Consider the following 15,313-nt stretch of genomic DNA (forward strand, 5'->3'; position numbering starts at 1 on the left):
GCGTCACCGGGTGGGCGCCCCGGTGAGGGTGACGTCGTAGGAGGGGAACGCGGCGGCGGCGGGCACCTCGTGGGGGGAGATGACCACGACGGGGCAGCGCGCCCCGGTGATGCAGGCGGCCAGCACCGGGTTGGCGGCCGGGGCGCCGGTGTCGCTCCTGCGGACCCCCAGGACGAGCATCTCGGCCTCCTCGCAGTGCGCCAGCAGCACCTGGGCCGGGGGGCCGTGGGCCACGACGGGCGCCAGCGTGCGGGAGACCTGGGCGACCAGGCGCCGCGTCCGCTCCCTGATCGCCTCGTACTCCTCCTCGTGGGAGCGCCAGCTGCCCATGGGGGCGTACGAGGCCCGGTGCTGGCCCGACCACTGCCAGGCGTGCACGGGCTGGACCACCGCCTCGCGCAGCCGGGCCTCGGCGATGGCCCAGCGCAGCGCGGCGACGGAGACGGGGGAGTGGTTGACGCCGACGACGATGCGCGGCCGGATGCTTTTGCGGGTCACGGAAACCTCCTCCACCGAGCATCGCTCCCGGGTGGTGAGGCGGCGTCAAAGCCCCTGGAAAAAAATCACACTAAATGTCGTATAGCGCGTACGGGTGGTAACCCGTCCCGGTGAACGGCCGGTGGACGCGGCACCGGGCGGGGGTCACGCCGTGCCGCACCGGTACTCCTGATCTACAATGTAAAGCCGGTGGCTGTGGACACCATTCCCGTCCGCACACCTGTCACAACCCACACCGACCGGGGAGGCCTCCGGGTCAGTGGACGGAGAAGCCGCCGTCGACGTACATGACCTGGCCGGTGATGTAGGCGGCGGCGTCGCTCGCCAGCAGGACGGCGGCGCCGGCGAAGTCGCCGGGCAGGCCGTTGCGGCCGGTCATGGAGCGGGCCGCCATCGCCTCGACGCGGCCGGGGATGGCCTGCGCGGGGGCGGTGAGCGGGGTGAGCACGAAGCCGGGCAGGATCGTGTTGCAGCTCACGCCGCGGGCCGACCAGGCCTCGGCCTGTGAGCGGGTGAGGCCGGCGAGGGCGGCCTTGCTGACGCCGTAGGCGCCGCTGTCGCCGAAGGCGCTGATCGACTGCTGGGAGCCGACGTTGATGACGCGGCCCCAGCCGCGCGCGGCCATGCGCGGCCCGAAGTGCTGACCCAGGCGGTAGGGGGCGGTGATGTTGACCCGCATGGTGGTCTCGTAGTCGTCGTCGGTGAGCTCGGCCATCGGGCGGCGGATGTTGTTGGCGGCGACGTTGGCCAGGATGTCGATCTCGCCGAGCGGGCCGGCGGCCCGCGCGCAGACGTCGCCGACGGCGGCGGGGTCGCCCAGGTCGGCGCTGATCGTCGCCACGCGCACGCCGTGCCCGCGCAGCCGCTCGGCGGCGGCGTCGAGTTCCGGGCGCCTGCGGGCGACCAGGACGACGGCCGCTCCGGCGCGTCCGAGGGCCTCGGCGACGGCGTAGCCGATGCCGGAGCTGCCGCCGGTGACCAGGGCGGTGCGCCCGGCGAGGGAGAACAGCTCGCGCAGGTAGGCGTCGGGGGAGGCGGGCGCCGGGCCGCCGTGTTCGTCCGGGGCGTGCATGGGGGTGGAGGTTATCACCGCGCCCCGGTGCCGCGATCAGCGGCGGGCGCCGGGCGGGCGGCGCGGGGCGGCGGGGTCAGCAGGCGTCGTAGAGCTCGTCGGCGGCGACCAGCAGCGCGCGCATGACGTGGTCGGCCTGGCGCAGGGTGTCCAGGTCGAGGCGGCCGAGCAGCTCGCGGAACCTGCTCAGGCCGGCGTCGGCGAACTCCTCGGTCATGTGCCGGCCGGCGTCGGTGAGCTCGACCCTGCGGATGCGGCGGTCGTCGGGGTCCTCGCGGCGGGCGACCAGGCCCTGGGCGACGAGGCGGTCGACGATGCCGGTGACGGTGCCGAGCCCGGTGCCCAGGGCGTGCGCGAGCTCCTGGCCGGAGACCGAGCCGCGGTGGGCGAGGATGAGGGCGACCTTCAGCTGCTGCATGGTGAGGCTCAGGGCGAGCAGCGGCATGGAACGGTCGTGGGCGAAAAAACGCCCCAGGGCGTGCTGTGCCTGGGTGATGTTTCCGACCAGCGCGTCTCTCTCGTCCACATCCGCCTTTCGACTGCCCTGATCAGGTTACCAGGAGTTCATACGCTCACTAAATATTCGTATCATGCGAAGTGTTAGCATTGCCGGAAAGTCTCCGCGTCGCGCACATCCCCCGACGCAACGATCCCCCTTGGAAGGTCACGTCTATGACCGCATTGGCCAGGCTGAGCCTCGCCAACCGGAGCCTCGTCATCATGATCGCGCTGGTGATCAGCGCGTTCGGCGCCTATGCGATTCCCTCGCTCAAGCAGCAGCTGCTGCCGTCGCTGTCGTTCCCGGGGGCCTTCGTGATCGCCCCCTACGCGGGGGCCTCGCCGGACATCGTCGAGGAGCAGGTCGCCGAGCCGATCGAGAGCAGCTTCCAGGGCATCGCCGGCGTGACGGAGATCACCTCCACCTCCCGCGAGGGCGGCGCCCAGATCCAGGTGTCGTTCGAGTACGGCACCGACGTCGAGGGAGCGGTCGCCAAGCTGCAGCAGGCGGTCGGCCGGCTGCAACTGCCCGGCGGGGTGGAACCGACGGTGGTGGCGGGCAACACCGACGACATCCCGGTGATGGTGCTGGCGGTGGGCGACGGCGGCGACGCGCGCGCGATGTACGAGAAGCTGCGGCGCATCGCGGTGCCGGAGCTGCAGGGCATCACCGGGGTGCGCGAGGCGGCCGTGACCGGCGCCCGCGAGGAGACGCTGGTCATCACCCCCGACCTGGGCAAGATGCTGAGGCTGGGCGTGTCGCCGGCGGCCATCCCCGACCTGTTGCGCGCCAACGGAACGCCGGTGCCCGCGGGCACGCTCGTCGAGGACGGCAGGTCGCTGACCGTGCAGGTCGGCCGGCGCGTCGACTCGGTGGAGGACCTGAAGAACCTGTACCTCACCCCGCAGGCCCCGGCGCAACCGGCGCAGCCGGCGCGCCCGCAGGGCCAGCAGGGCCAGCAGCCCGGCCAGGGCGGGGCGGCCGCGCCGCAGAGCCCGGCGGGCCCGGCCCAGCAGGCGGCTCCGCGGCCGGTGAAGCTCGGTGACGTCGTCACCGTCGAGCAGCGGCAGGCCGAGGCCACCACGGTCACCCGCACCAACGGCCAGGCGAGCCTGGGCGTGTCGGTGACGATGACCCCCGACGGCAACGCCGTGCAGATCTCCCACGACGTGCGCGACAAGCTGGCGGGCCTGACCCGCGCGCTGGGCGACGCCTCGGAGATCACCGTGGTGTTCGACCAGGCCCCCTACGTCGAGCGCTCCATCGAGGACCTGACGACCGAGGGCCTGCTGGGCCTGGCGTTCGCGGTGATCGTCATCCTGGTGTTCCTGCTGTCGATCCGCTCGACGATCGTCACGGCGGTGTCCATCCCGCTGTCGGTCGTCATCGCGCTGATCGCGCTGTGGATCGGGGACTACTCGCTCAACCTGCTCACGCTGGGCGCGATGACGATCGCGATCGGCCGGGTTGTGGACGACTCGATCGTCGTGCTGGAGAACATCAAACGCCACCTGGGGTATGGCGAGGCCAAACGCGACGCGGTGCTGACCGGCGTGCGCGAGGTGAGCGGCGCGGTGACCGCCTCGACGCTGACCACGGTGGCGGTGTTCCTGCCGATCGCGTTCGTGGGCGGCCTGGTGGGCCAGCTGTTCGCGCCGTTCGCGATCACGGTGACGGTGGCGCTGCTGGCGTCGCTGCTGGTGTCGCTGACGGTGATCCCGGTGCTGGCGTACTGGTTCCTCAAGGCTCCCAGGCTGTCGCCCGAGCAGACGCGGGCGGTGCGCGAGGAGGCCGAGGCCAAGGAGCTGCGCAGCCCGCTGCAGCGGGCGTACCTGCCGGTGCTGCGGTTCGCGACCCGGCGGCGCCTGGTGACGCTGCTGGCCGGGGTCCTGGTGTTCGTCGGCACGCTGGCGCTGGCGCCGGGCCTGAAGACCAACTTCATCGACTCCTCGGGCAACGACTCGATCTCGGTGACCCAGAAGATGCCCCCGGGCACCGACCTGGCGACCACCGACGAGGCGGCCAAGAAGGTCGAGCAGGTGCTCGCCTCCACCACCGAGGTCGCGTCCTACCAGGTAAACGTGGGCTCCGGCGGCACCTTCGCCGGCGGGGTCGGCGGGTCGGCCGACCGGGCGTCGTTCTCGGTGACGGTCGCCGAGGGCGTCGACACCCCGGTGCTGGAGCAGTCCCTGCGCGACCGGCTGGGCGCGCTGCAGGGCGCCGGACAGGTGACCGTCGGCGGTCAGGGCGGCGGCGGGTTCGCCTCCGACCGCGCCGAGGTGATCCTGCAGGGCGCCGACCAGGACGCGCTGGAGTCGGGCGCCGACACCGTGCTGGCCGCGCTCAAGCAGATCGACGGCCTTCGGGACGTCACCTCCAACCTGCAGGCCAGCGCGCCGCGCATCGACGTGCGGGTCGACCGCCGCAAGGCGGCGGCCAAGGGCCTGACCGAGGCGGGCATCGGGCAGCTGGTGGCGCAGTCGTTCCGCGGCGCGCCGATCGGGCAGATCACCCTGGACGGGCAGGCCAGCGACATCATCCTGCGGACCGGCGGGGGCGCCCCGGCCGACCTGGGCGAGGTACGCGACCTGACGCTGCCCACGGCGGCCGGCGCGGTCAAGCTGTCCAGCGTGGCCGAGGTGCGCCAGGTGGACGGCCCGTCGCAGATCACCCGCAAGGACGGCGACCGCACGGCGTCGGTGTCGGCCGCGGCCACCGCCAGCGACCTGGGCACCGTCACCGCCAAGATGACCGAGAAGATGGAGTCGCTGACCCTGCCCGCCGGGGTGAGCTACAGCATCGGCGGCGTCAGCGCCGACCAGGACGAGGCGTTCGGACAGCTGGGCCTGGCCATGCTGGCGGCCATCGCCATCGTCTTCATGATCATGGTGGCGACGTTCCGCAGCTTCGTGCAGCCGCTGATCCTGCTGGTGTCCATCCCGTTCGCCGCCACCGGCGCGATCGGCCTGCTGCGCCTCACCGACACCCCGCTGGGCGTGCCGGCGATGATCGGCATGCTGATGCTCATCGGCATCGTGGTGACCAACGCGATCGTGCTGATCGACCTGATCAACCAGTATCGCGAGCAGGGGCTCGGCGTGGTGGAGGCCGTGCTGGAGGGCGGCAGGCGGCGCCTGCGGCCCATCCTGATGACCGCCATCGCCACGATCTGCGCCCTGACGCCGATGGCGGTCGGGCTCACCGGGTCGGGCGGGTTCATCTCCCAGCCGCTGGCCATCGTGGTGATCGGCGGCCTGGTGTCCTCGACGCTGCTGACGCTGGTGCTGGTGCCCACCCTGTACACGCTCGTCGAGCGCGCCAAGGAGCGGTTGCGCCCCCGCCCGAAGCCGCCGGCCGAGCCGGAGGACGTCACCGTGTACGACACCGAGGCGATGGCCGCGCGCTGACGGCGCGCCGCCCCGCGGACCGGGCCGCCTCGACGGCGGCCCGGTCAGCGGCGCGCCGGGCGCGTGGGCGGGTTCGCGGGGTGCGAGGCCGGGGTGTGCGCGCGGCGGGGCGGCCCTTCTACACTGGGGCAACGTGACCGCCAAGCCTCGCATCCCCAACGTCCTCGCCGCCCGTTACGCCTCTCCGGAGCTGGCCCGCGTGTGGTCGCCCGAGCACAAGGTGGTGGCCGAACGGCGGCTGTGGCTGGCCGTGCTGCGCGCCCAGGCCGAGCTGGGCGTGCCCGTGCCGCCCGGCGTGGCCGACGACTACGAGCGGGTCGTCGACAAGGTCGACCTGTCCTCCATCGCCGCGCGCGAGCGGCTGACCCGCCACGACGTCAAGGCCCGCATCGAGGAGTTCAACGACCTGGCCGGGCACGAGCACGTCCACAAGGGCATGACCTCGCGCGACCTGACCGAGAACGTCGAGCAGCTTCAGATCCGCGACAGCCTGCTGCTGGTGCGCGACCGCACCGTGGCGCTGCTGGCCCACCTGGCCGACCTCGCCGAGCGCCACTCGGGCACGGTGATGGCCGGGCGGTCGCACAACGTCGCCGCGCAGGCCACCACGCTGGGCAAGCGGTTCGCCACCGCGGCCGACGAGCTGCTGGTGGCGTTCACGCGCCTGGAGGAGCTGATCGGCCGCTACCCGCTGCGCGGCGTCAAGGGGCCGGTGGGCACCGCGCAGGACATGCTCGACCTGCTGGGCGGCGACCGCGCGGCGCTGGCCGACCTGGAGGGGCGGGTGGCGCGGCACCTGGGCTTCTCTGCGGGGCTGACCAGCGTGGGGCAGGTGTACCCGAGGTCGCTGGACTACGACGTGCTGACGACCCTGGTGCAGCTGGCCGCCGCGCCGTCCAGCCTGGCCAAGACGATCCGGCTGATGGCCGGGCACGAGCTGGTCACCGAGGGCTTCAAGGAGGGCCAGGTCGGCTCCAGCGCCATGCCGCACAAGATGAACACCCGCTCCTGCGAGCGGGTCAACGGCCTGACGGTCGTGCTGCGGGGCTACGCCTCGATGGCCGGGGAGCTGGCCGGCGACCAGTGGAACGAGGGCGACGTGTCGTGCTCGGTGGTGCGCCGGGTGGCGCTGCCCGACGCGTTCTTCGCCTTCGACGGGCTGGTGGAGACCATGCTCACCGTGCTGGCGGAGTTCGGCGCCTTCCCCGCGGTCATCGCCGCCGAGCTCGACCGCTACCTGCCGTTCCTGGCCACCACCAAGATGCTGATGGCGGCGGTGCGGGCCGGGGTGGGCCGGGAGACCGCCCACGAGCTGATCAAGGAGCACGCGGTCGCCTCGGCGCTGGCGATGCGCGAGAGCGGCGCGCCCAACCGGCTGCTGGAGCGCCTGGCCGCCGACGAGCGGTTCCCGCTGGACGCCGCCGCGCTGGAGGGCCTGCTGGCCGACCCCGCGCCGTTCACCGGCGCCGCGGCCGCCCAGGTGGACGAGGTGGTGGCGCGGGTCGGCGCCGTGGTGGCGCGCCACCCGAGGGCGGCGGCCTACCGCCCGGGCGCCATCCTGTGATCCGCGAGCTGAGCACCCTGGGCGACGTCCTCACGGCGGCCGGGGACGATCTGACGATCGTGTGGGCGGCGCAGGACATGCGGCCGGGCACCCGCGCGTTCGCCCTGGGCGAGGCGGTCGCGGTCGCCGCTCCGGCCCTGGCCCGCCGCGACCGGCTGGTGGTGGCCGGCCCGCTGGACGACGTGGCCCCGCTGGTGCGGCACGCGCTGGCCGAGGTCGGGCCGGCGTACCGGCCGATGGGGGACGAAGGGCTGGTCCGCGCCCTGGCCGAACGCGTCGAGCGGGTGCGTTTCGAGGCGGCGTTCCTGTGGATGCAGACCGCCGCGCCCGCGCCGGGCGAGGTGGGCAAGACCGTCTGGCTGGAGGACGCCGACACCGCGCGCGTGAGCGAGCTGCTGGCCGTCGCGGCCCCCGGCTCCTACGCCGTGCCGGGGGTGCCCGGGGTGCGGCGGTGGGCGGGGATGCGCGCCGACAGCGGAGAGCTGGTCTCGGTGGCCGCCGACGCCTGGAGCTGCTCGTCCGTCGGGTTCATCGCCGGGGTGGCCACCGCCGGGGCGCGGCGCAGGCGGGGCCACTCCGAGGCGGTGTGCCGGTTCGTGCTCAACGACCTGATGGCCGCGCACGGGCGGGTGGCGCTGATGGCCGACTCCTGGAACGGCTCGGCCGTCGGCGTGTACGAGCGGCTGGGCATGAGCCTGCGGAACGTCGCCGCCGCGCACGCCGACTGATGGCCCGCCGCGCCGGCTGACCGCGCGCCCACGGTGATTGACCGCACCCCCGCGGCGTGCTTGAGGGTAAGCCCGTGCTCCCCCTCCGGTCACGTGATGTGATCGCGGAGGTGTGATCTGTCACAAGGCGGGTGTGACGGCGGGGCGGCGGGGGATACGGGGCGGTGACCCGGGGCCCGGCCGGCGGGCCCCGCCCGTTCGAAGGAGCAGCGCAGATGAGCCGAACCCCCGCCGTCGCACGCCGGACCGGCCTGGCGGCCGTCCTCGGCCTGGCCGCCGTCCTGGGAGCCGCCTCTCCCGGCGCCGCGGCCGGCACGCGGGACCAGGTGGGCGAGGTGGCCTACTTCGAGTTCGAGGACGTCACCCGCGAGCGGTTCGTCGTCAAGCTCACCGACGCCGAGAGGATCAAGGAGGCCAGGGACATCGTCGGCGCCGGCAAGCCCGACCACGTCATGGGCCGGATCGTCAAACGGGCCGTGCCGTACAACGCGCGCTGGAGCTACCACCTGGACCCGGCGACGGTCCGGTTCTTCCACGTCGCCATCGAGGTGTGCGACGCGACGATCCCCTACGTCGAGCGGCACCTGGACGAGGCCGGGGGCGCGTTCCTGCCCGGCTCGGTGTGGTGCCCCTGGACCTCCACCCTGAAGCGGGAGGTCGCCGCCCCCTGAACACCCTCGCGGCGGCCGTTCCCGGCGTGCGGACCGGCCGCCGCGGGGCGCGGGGGAAAACCAGGTGAAGCGCGACGCCACGCCAGGCACAGTGATGAAGTGATGTCCGATTTCGCTTCCGGGTTCGTCCCCGGCCGTGAGCTGTCGCGCGCGTTCTACGCCGAGGTGGTCCGCCCGCTGCTCGGGCGGCTTCCGCATGGGGCGGCGCTCATCGGCCCGGGCTCTGAGGTACTGGCCTTCGACACCGAACGTTCCACCGACCACGACTGGGGCCCGCGCGTGCTGGTGTTCGTCGACCCTCCCGAGGTGGCGGGGCTGGCGGCACGGCTGGAGGGCGCCCTGCCGGACCGGTTCCATGGATATCCCACCGCCTTCGGGTCCGACCGCGCCCCGGCCCGGCACGGGGTGGTGGTCGCCGGGTTCGGGGCGTGGGCGCGCGACCGGCTCGGCTTCGACCCGCGCGGGCCGATCGGCACGGCCGACTGGCTGGGGGCGTCCTGGCAGCGGCTGGCGGAGGTGACCAGCGGCGAGGTGTACCACGACGATCTGGGCGAGCTGGGGCGGGCCCGCGCCAACCTGCGCTGGTACCCCGAGCCGGTGTGGCGGTACGTGCTGGCGTGCCAGTGGCGGCGGGTGGCCCAGCTGGAGAGCTTCCCCGGCCGGTGCGGGGAGGTCGGCGACGAGCTGGGGTCGGTGCTGGTCACCGCCCGCCTGGTGGAGGACCTGATGCGGCTGTGCCTGCTGATGCGCCGCCGCTACCCCCCGTACGCCAAGTGGCTGGGCAGCGCGTTCGCGCGCCTGTCGGGGTCGGCCGAGCTGGCGGAGCGGTTCACCGAGGCGCTGGCGGCCCGGCGCTGGCGCGAGCGTGAGCGTCACCTGTCGGCCGCCTACGAGGGCGTCGCCGCGCTGCACAACCGGCTGCGGCTCACCGCGCCGCTGGACGCGGCGGTGCGGCCGTTCTTCGACCGCCCGTTCCAGGTGATCGGCGCCGGCCGTTTCGCCGACGCGCTGCTGGCCGGGGCCGACCCGGCCGTTCGCGACCTGCCGCCGGCCGGGGCCGTGGACCAGATCTGCGACAACACCGCCGTCCTGGCCGATCCGGCCCTGTCCTCGGCGGTGACCCGCGCCGTCCACCCCGGGTAGCCGCGAACGTCCTGCCCGCCCCGGGGCGGGGGCGAGGTCGTCGACGGCGGGTGGCCGCGGGGCCCGTCGCCGCGATCGGTCAGCTCGGCAGGAGCCGGATCGTGACCGGGGCGGCCTCGGCGCCGACGACGGTTCCGACGATCTCGGGCCCGTGGCGGTCGTACTTGGCGTGGTAGGCCTGGTCGATGTCGCCGTGGACGTCCGGGGCGGCCTCGGCGAACGTGACGTCGCGCTCCACGCCGCCGGCGCGGACGCGTCCGGCGCCGCTCGCCGTGGCGCGCCCGTACCAGGGGTTGGTCGAGCCGTAGGCGCTGCGCACGTACAGGTCGTCTTCGACGCGGACGACCCAGATCGTCACGTAGGGGCGCAGCGTGCCGTCGGGTCGCCGCGAGCTGATCTGCAGTTCCTCCGCCGCCCCGATCCGGGTGAGGTCCTCGGCGGTCCACGAGCTCATGGCCGGTTCCGTTCTCGTCAGGTCTGTGTGAGGTCGTCGACGACGGTATCGAAGGCGGTCGCGCCGGCCGCGTCCGGTCCGCTTCGGCCGGCCGTGGAGGGGCGCCGGCCCGGTCCGCGCCCCTACCGCGGGGCGGGGCCGGTGGTGAAGGCGTCGCGGTGGGCGGCGACGAACCGGGCGAACGATCGTGGCGGGCGCCCGGTGACCTCCTGGACGGTCGCGGTGACGCGGTCCTCGGCGCCGTGCCGGATGTCCTCCTCCATGCCGGCCAGGATGGCGGCGAACTCCTCGGGGACGCCGGCGGCGGTCATCCGGGCGGCCATGTCGGCGGTGCCGACGGCGTGGTGGCGGACCGCCAGGCCCGTGGCGTCGGCGATGAGGGCGGCGGCGTCGTCGTAGCCGAGCGCCTGCGGGCCGGTGATCAGGTGTTCGGCGTCGTGCGGCACGGCGTCCAGCAGGGCGTGGGCGGCGACCGCGGCGATGTCGTCCGGGTCCACGAACGCCACCCGGCCGGTCCCGGTGGCGGTGACGATCTCCCCGGTGGCGCGGATGCCGTGGGCGAGGGGGTGATCGCCGACGAAGTTCTGCATGAACCACGACGGGCGCAGCACCGTCCACTCCGGCATGCTGGTGCGCACCAGGCGGTGCAGGGCGCCCAGCCCCGCCGGACCCTCGGGGGTGGCCGAGGAGCTCAGCAGCACGACCCGGCGCACCCCGGCCCGCAGGGCGGTGCGCAGGAACGGCTCGACCACGGGCGCCGGTTCGGCCGCCCCGATCGGGGCGACCAGGTAGACCCGGTCGGTCCCGGCCACGGCCGGTGCGTGGGTGGCCGGGTCGGCCCATTCGAAGCGGACGTGCCCGGGGGCGGCGCCCGGGGTCCGGGTGGCGATCCGCACCGCGGCCCCCCGCTCGCGCAGCAGGGCGGCGACGCGGCCGCCGGTGGTGCCGGTTCCGCCGGTGACCAGCACGGCGGGGCGGCCGCTCACGCGCCGGTCTCCCCGCCGGCGGCGGCGCCGGTGAGGGGGGCGGTGAGGGGGGCGGGGCCGCCCAGGATCTCGGCGGCGGCGGCCGGGGACCAGTAGTCGCGGTAGCGGGCGATCTCGCCGTCGCGGGCGGTGACCACCGCGACGTAGCCCATGCGGTAGGGCAGCCCGGTGGCGGTGACGACGCCGTCGACCTCGAACTCCACCACGGCCACGGCGGGGTCGGCGGTGTCGTGGACGGTGCACGACGCCAGCGCCCGGGGGAGCACGAGGTCGTTGTAGTGGCGCAGGTACTCCCGCACGGCGGCGCGGCCGTCCAGGCGCCGGGGGGAGCCGGGCGCCGCGAACGGGAACTCGATGACCCCGTCGGCGGCCCACAGACCGGCGAACCCGGCCATGTCCCGGTCCAGGAGCAGGCGCAGCGCCTCCCGCACGAGGTCGCGGACGGTACGGGTGGGTTGGGACATCAGGCCCTCCTCAGATCGGGACGATACGGTACCGTCCCATCCATGACCCTACCCCGGAACAGAACGGGACGGGCCCGGCCCGTCCCTGCCTATGCTGGTGCCATGACCGAGAACCCGCGGCGTGCGCCGACCGGCGCGGCCGTCCTGCGGCCGCAGATCACCTCCGCCATCAGCGAGGCCGTCTTGGAGGAGCTGGCCGAGCGCGGCTACGCGCGGCTGTCGATGGAGGCGGTGGCCCGGCGGGCCGGGGTCGGCAAGAGCGCCCTGTACAGGCGGTGGCCGTCCAAGCAGGACATGGTGCTCGCGGTGCTGGCGGAGTTCAGCGTCTCGCCCGAGGAGGTGCCCGCCACCGGGTCGCTGCGCGCGGACCTGCTGGTCATGGTCCGCTCCGTCCACGGGTGGCTGACCCACCCGCTGTTCGCGACGATCCTTCCCGACCTCACCGCCGAGGCCGTGCGCAACCCGGTGCTGGCCGCGGCGATCCGCGCCGCCATCGGGGAGCCGCGGCGCGGCCTGGCCGCGCGGGTCCTGCGCCGGGCCGTCGCGCGGGGCGAGCTGCCCGCCGACCTTGACGTCGACCTCGCGCTCGACCTGCTGGCCGCGCCCGTCTACTGGCGGCTGAGCGTCCGCCACGCCCCGGTCGAGCCCGATTACCTGGAGCGTCTGGTCGAGCTCATCCTGCGCGCCCTGGACGCCCGGCCCGCCCCGGGTGGCGGCTCCCCGGGGTGAGCCGCCACCGCCGTCCGGGCCCGATCCGCCGCCGGACGCCGCGGTCGGGCGTGAACGCCCGCCCAGGCGAGGACCATCGCCTGAAGCGATTGACATGATCGAGGATCATCGCTTTCACCGATGGGGCGCCCGGCCTAGCGTGGGACCCATGAGCGATCACGTCTCCCGCGGCTCGTCCGACCGGATGCGGCCCGACTCCGAGCCGGCCGCCGGTGGTGAGCGCGGGGCCGCGCAGGCCGATCTGTTCGACTACGACGCGGAGTTGCGTGCGCACAACGAACTCTTCCGCGCCGCGGCCGATGTCGGCTCCCGTGACCGTGTGCTCGACATCGGCTGCGGCACGGGCCAGTCCACCCGCCAGGCCGCCCGCGCCGCCGTCGCCGGAAGCGCCGTAGGCGTGGACGTCTCGGCGCGCATGCTCGAACGGGCCCGCCGGCTCACCGACGACCAGGGCCCGCCCAACGTCACCTACCAGCGGGCGGACGCCCAGGCGCACCGCTTCCCGGCGGCGTGCTTTGACCTGTGTATCAGCAGGTTCGGGGCGATGTTCTTCACCGACCCGGTCGCCGCGTTCACCAACATCGGGCGCGCCCTGCGCCCCGGAGCGCGCCTGGTGCTGCTGGTCTGGCAGGACCGCGACCGCAACGAATGGGCCCGCGCGATCCGCGAGAGCCTCACCGCCGCACCCGCCGCACCCGCCTGCGGTCCGGGCCCGTTCTCCCTGGCCGACCCGGCCGTCACCGAAGACGTCCTGGCGGCCGCGGGCTTCGCGGAAGTCGGCTTCACCGACGTGCACGCGCCCGTCTACTACGGCCCGGACGGCGCAGGCGCCTACGACGCCGTGCTGCGCCTGTGGGAGGTCGAAGACCTGCTGGCCGGCCTCGACGCCGCGGCGGCCGAGCAGGCGCGCGCGCGGCTACGCGCCACCCTCGCCGCCCACGACACCGACGACGGGGTGTACTTCGACTCGCGCGCCTGGATCGTCACGGCCCGCCGTCGCTGACCACCGCACCCGATCTGTCCCGGCCGGCCGGTGCCCGGCCGCCGGCCGCACGACAGCGTGCTCGAAGCGCCGGGCCGGGCGGGGGAGGGGCTACCAGTGGGCGGGGCGGGCGAGGGCGGGCGGCAGCAGGGTCGCGGCGTCGCCCCTGGCCGCGTTGAGCTGGGCCTGGGTGAGGAAGATGCTGCCGGTGAGGTCGGCGCCGCCCAGCGCGGTGTCCCGCAGGTCGGCGCCGATCAGGTCGGCCGTGCGCAGGTCGGCGCCGGTGAGGTCGGCCGCGATGAGGTGCGCGCCGCGCAGGTTGGCGCCCCGCAGCCCGGCTCCCTTGAGGTCGGCGCCGATCAGGTCGGCGCCGCGGTGGTTCCGCTTGCGGCCCGGCACCCGGGCCCGCACCAGCTCGCTGACGCGCACGAGCAGGGTGTTGACCTCGGCGCGGTGCCCGGGCAGGTCCATCTCCACCAGCTCGGGCACGCCGCCGCGGGTCAGGCGGTCGGTGCGCTCCAGGGCGCGGCGCAGGTCGTCGCGCACGGGCCGGGCGGGCGGCAGCGCCAGCGCCTCGGTGAGGTACCACAGCAGTTCGTGCAGGTGGCGCATGACCGGGAACACCTGGAACATGCGCCGGGCGGTGCGCGGGTCACCGCGCCAGTCGCGGCCGGCGAAGGTGACCTGGGAGACCTTCTGGCCCGCGCCGAAGCAGTCGAAGACGGTGCACCCGGCGAAGCCCTCCTCGCGCAGCCGGGCGTGGATGCCGCAGCCGAAGTCCTCGCGCAGGTTGGGGCAGGGGCGCTCGGCCTCCTTGGTGATCGCGAAGTCGGCGGAGGCGGAGAAGGGGAGGGCCACGCAGCACAGCCCGAAGCAGCTCCCGCAGTCGGCCCGCAGCTCGCGCAGGCCGTCGCCGGCGCGGCCGGGCCCGGGCTCCGATGCCAACGTGCCTCCCCCAAGTCTTGTGATCTACATTGTAAAGCCGACAGCTTGGTGAACCCCACCCTGTACTTCAATACAACACCCTCGCCTGGTGAGAAGGGCGAGGCTCGCGGGTGGGATGTGCGCGGCCCGCGAGCCTCGCCGGGGGCGGCCTAGGCGCCCGGCCGGCGGGGATTCTTCGCGGGACGGGCCGGTTACCAGCGGTCGTGGACCAGGGGGCGCACCAGGTCGTCGTAGACAGCGGTGACCGCGGCCCGGGTCTGGTCGTCCAGCGGGGGGAGCCCGGCGGCCGCGGCGTTGGCGGCGGCCTGGCGCTCGTTGCGGGCGCCGGGGATGACCACGCTCACACCGGGCTGGTCGATGATCCAGCGCAGCGCGAACTGGGCCATGGTCATGCCGTCCGGGACCAGCGGCTTCAGACGCTCCACGGCGGCCAGGCCGGTGGTGTAGTCGACGCCGGAGAAGGTCTCCCCGACGTCGAAGGCGTCGCCGTGGCGGTTGTAGTTGCGGTGGTCGTCCTGGCCGAACCGCGTCTGCTGGTCGTACCGGCCAGACAGCAGGCCGCTGGCCAGCGGCACGCGGGCGATGACGCCGACGCCGGCCTGGGCCGCGGCGGGCAGCACCTGCTCCAGCGGCTTGAGGCGGAAGGCGTTGAGGATGATCTGCACGGTGGCGACGTTGGGCCGGGCGATGGCGGTCAGCGCCTCCTGGCAGGTCTCCACGCTGACGCCGTAGGCGGCGATGCGGCCTTCGTCGACCATGGTGTCCAGCGCGTCGTAGACGGCCTGGTCGGAGTAGACCGGGGTCGGCGGGCAGTGCAGCTGCACCAGGTCGAGGGTGTCGACGCCGAGGTTGGCCCGTGATCGGTCGTTCCAGGCGCGGAAGTTGTCCAGCGTGTAGGCCTCGGGCTCCTGGGCGACGCGGCGGCCCATCTTGGTGGCCACGGTGAGGCCGGGCCGCTCCTTGATCAGCCGCCCGACGATCTGCTCGCTGCGTCCGTCGCCGTACACGTCGGCGGTGTCGATGAAGCTCACCCCGGCGTCGACGGCCGCGTGCAGCGTCGCGAGCGCCTCCTCCTCGCTGACCTGGCCCCAGTCGGCGCCCAGTTGCCACGCGCCGAGACCGACGACCCCGACCTGCCTGCCTGTCCTGCCCAGTTCTCGGTTCTCCACAT

The 15,313-nt window shown here is 74.2% G+C and carries 15 protein-coding genes; 7 read left to right on the plus strand and 8 right to left on the minus strand.

The window, feature by feature from the left end:
• Positions 1-3: 3 nt before the first annotated feature.
• The 3 genes from PYR91_RS34500 to PYR91_RS34510 form a co-directional block, all read right to left on the minus strand.
• Positions 4-498, minus strand: a complete 495-nt coding sequence (locus tag PYR91_RS34500; protein WP_279786888.1) for a universal stress protein — start codon at positions 496-498, stop codon at positions 4-6.
• Positions 499-754: 256 nt separating this feature from the next.
• Positions 755-1,570 (minus strand): SDR family oxidoreductase, encoded by an 816-nt coding sequence (locus tag PYR91_RS34505; RefSeq protein ID WP_279786890.1) that lies wholly within the window; start codon positions 1,568-1,570, stop codon positions 755-757.
• A 76-nt stretch (positions 1,571-1,646) separates the two neighbouring features.
• A complete protein-coding gene (locus tag PYR91_RS34510; protein WP_279786892.1) occupies positions 1,647-2,096 on the minus strand; it encodes a MarR family transcriptional regulator in 450 nt (149 codons plus the stop codon).
• 146 nt (positions 2,097-2,242) lie between these two features.
• Between PYR91_RS34510 and PYR91_RS34515 the strand changes: the two genes are divergently transcribed.
• The 5 genes from PYR91_RS34515 (at position 2,243) to PYR91_RS34535 (ending at position 9,582) form a co-directional block, all read left to right on the plus strand.
• Positions 2,243-5,476 carry an efflux RND transporter permease subunit gene (locus PYR91_RS34515; RefSeq protein ID WP_279786893.1) on the plus strand — a complete coding sequence of 1,078 codons (3,234 nt, stop codon included), beginning with the start codon at positions 2,243-2,245 and terminating at the stop codon, positions 5,474-5,476.
• Between the two features lie 133 nt (positions 5,477-5,609).
• Positions 5,610-7,040, plus strand: coding sequence for an adenylosuccinate lyase (purB, locus tag PYR91_RS34520; RefSeq protein ID WP_279786895.1), 1,431 nt, complete (start codon positions 5,610-5,612; stop codon positions 7,038-7,040).
• Positions 7,037-7,768, plus strand: a complete 732-nt coding sequence (locus PYR91_RS34525; RefSeq protein ID WP_279786897.1) for a hypothetical protein — start codon at positions 7,037-7,039, stop codon at positions 7,766-7,768. The genes purB and PYR91_RS34525 overlap by 4 nt, the downstream gene beginning before the upstream one ends.
• 215 nt (positions 7,769-7,983) lie before the next feature.
• The gene (locus PYR91_RS34530; protein ID WP_279786899.1) at positions 7,984-8,439 is read left to right on the plus strand and encodes a calmodulin-binding protein; all 456 of its coding nucleotides are present in this window, start codon (positions 7,984-7,986) and stop codon (positions 8,437-8,439) included.
• Positions 8,440-8,541: 102 nt separating this feature from the next.
• Positions 8,542-9,582, plus strand: a complete 1,041-nt coding sequence (locus PYR91_RS34535; protein ID WP_279786901.1) for a DUF4037 domain-containing protein — start codon at positions 8,542-8,544, stop codon at positions 9,580-9,582.
• A gap of 79 nt (positions 9,583-9,661) precedes the next feature.
• On the opposite strand, the gene PYR91_RS34540 is transcribed toward PYR91_RS34535, so the two are convergent.
• The 3 genes from PYR91_RS34540 to PYR91_RS34550 all read right to left on the minus strand — a co-directional run bounded on the left by PYR91_RS34540 (position 9,662) and on the right by PYR91_RS34550 (position 11,486).
• Entirely contained in the window at positions 9,662-10,036 is a 375-nt protein-coding gene (locus PYR91_RS34540) for a DUF2255 family protein (protein WP_279786903.1), read from the minus strand.
• 122 nt (positions 10,037-10,158) lie between these two features.
• Positions 10,159-11,022 carry an NAD(P)H-binding protein gene (locus PYR91_RS34545; protein WP_279786905.1) on the minus strand — a complete coding sequence of 288 codons (864 nt, stop codon included), beginning with the start codon at positions 11,020-11,022 and terminating at the stop codon, positions 10,159-10,161.
• Positions 11,019-11,486: a nuclear transport factor 2 family protein gene (locus PYR91_RS34550; protein ID WP_279786906.1), complete on the minus strand. Its 468-nt coding sequence runs from the start codon at positions 11,484-11,486 to the stop codon at positions 11,019-11,021. Before PYR91_RS34550 ends, PYR91_RS34545 begins: the two co-directional genes overlap by 4 nt.
• A 102-nt stretch (positions 11,487-11,588) precedes the next feature.
• On the opposite strand from PYR91_RS34550, the gene PYR91_RS34555 reads away from it, so the two are divergent.
• Together PYR91_RS34555 and PYR91_RS34560 are read left to right on the plus strand one after the other, a co-directional pair.
• On the plus strand, positions 11,589-12,215 hold the full coding sequence (locus PYR91_RS34555; RefSeq protein ID WP_279786908.1) for a TetR/AcrR family transcriptional regulator: 627 nt from the start codon (positions 11,589-11,591) through the stop codon (positions 12,213-12,215).
• A 148-nt stretch (positions 12,216-12,363) separates the two neighbouring features.
• Positions 12,364-13,218, plus strand: a complete 855-nt coding sequence (locus tag PYR91_RS34560) for a class I SAM-dependent methyltransferase (protein ID WP_279786910.1) — start codon at positions 12,364-12,366, stop codon at positions 13,216-13,218.
• A gap of 90 nt (positions 13,219-13,308) precedes the next feature.
• Here the strand turns inward: PYR91_RS34560 and PYR91_RS34565 are convergent, their stop codons facing one another.
• Both PYR91_RS34565 and PYR91_RS34570 read right to left on the minus strand, forming a co-directional pair.
• Positions 13,309-14,142 (minus strand): pentapeptide repeat-containing protein, encoded by an 834-nt coding sequence (locus PYR91_RS34565; RefSeq protein WP_279786912.1) that lies wholly within the window; start codon positions 14,140-14,142, stop codon positions 13,309-13,311.
• 191 nt (positions 14,143-14,333) lie between these two features.
• Entirely contained in the window at positions 14,334-15,311 is a 978-nt protein-coding gene (locus PYR91_RS34570) for an aldo/keto reductase (protein WP_279786914.1), read from the minus strand.
• Positions 15,312-15,313 lie beyond the last annotated feature (2 nt).

The organism is Sphaerisporangium sp. TRM90804, from assembly GCF_029846175.1.
In the GTDB taxonomy this organism is placed as follows: Bacteria; Actinomycetota; Actinomycetes; order Streptosporangiales; family Streptosporangiaceae; genus Sphaerisporangium.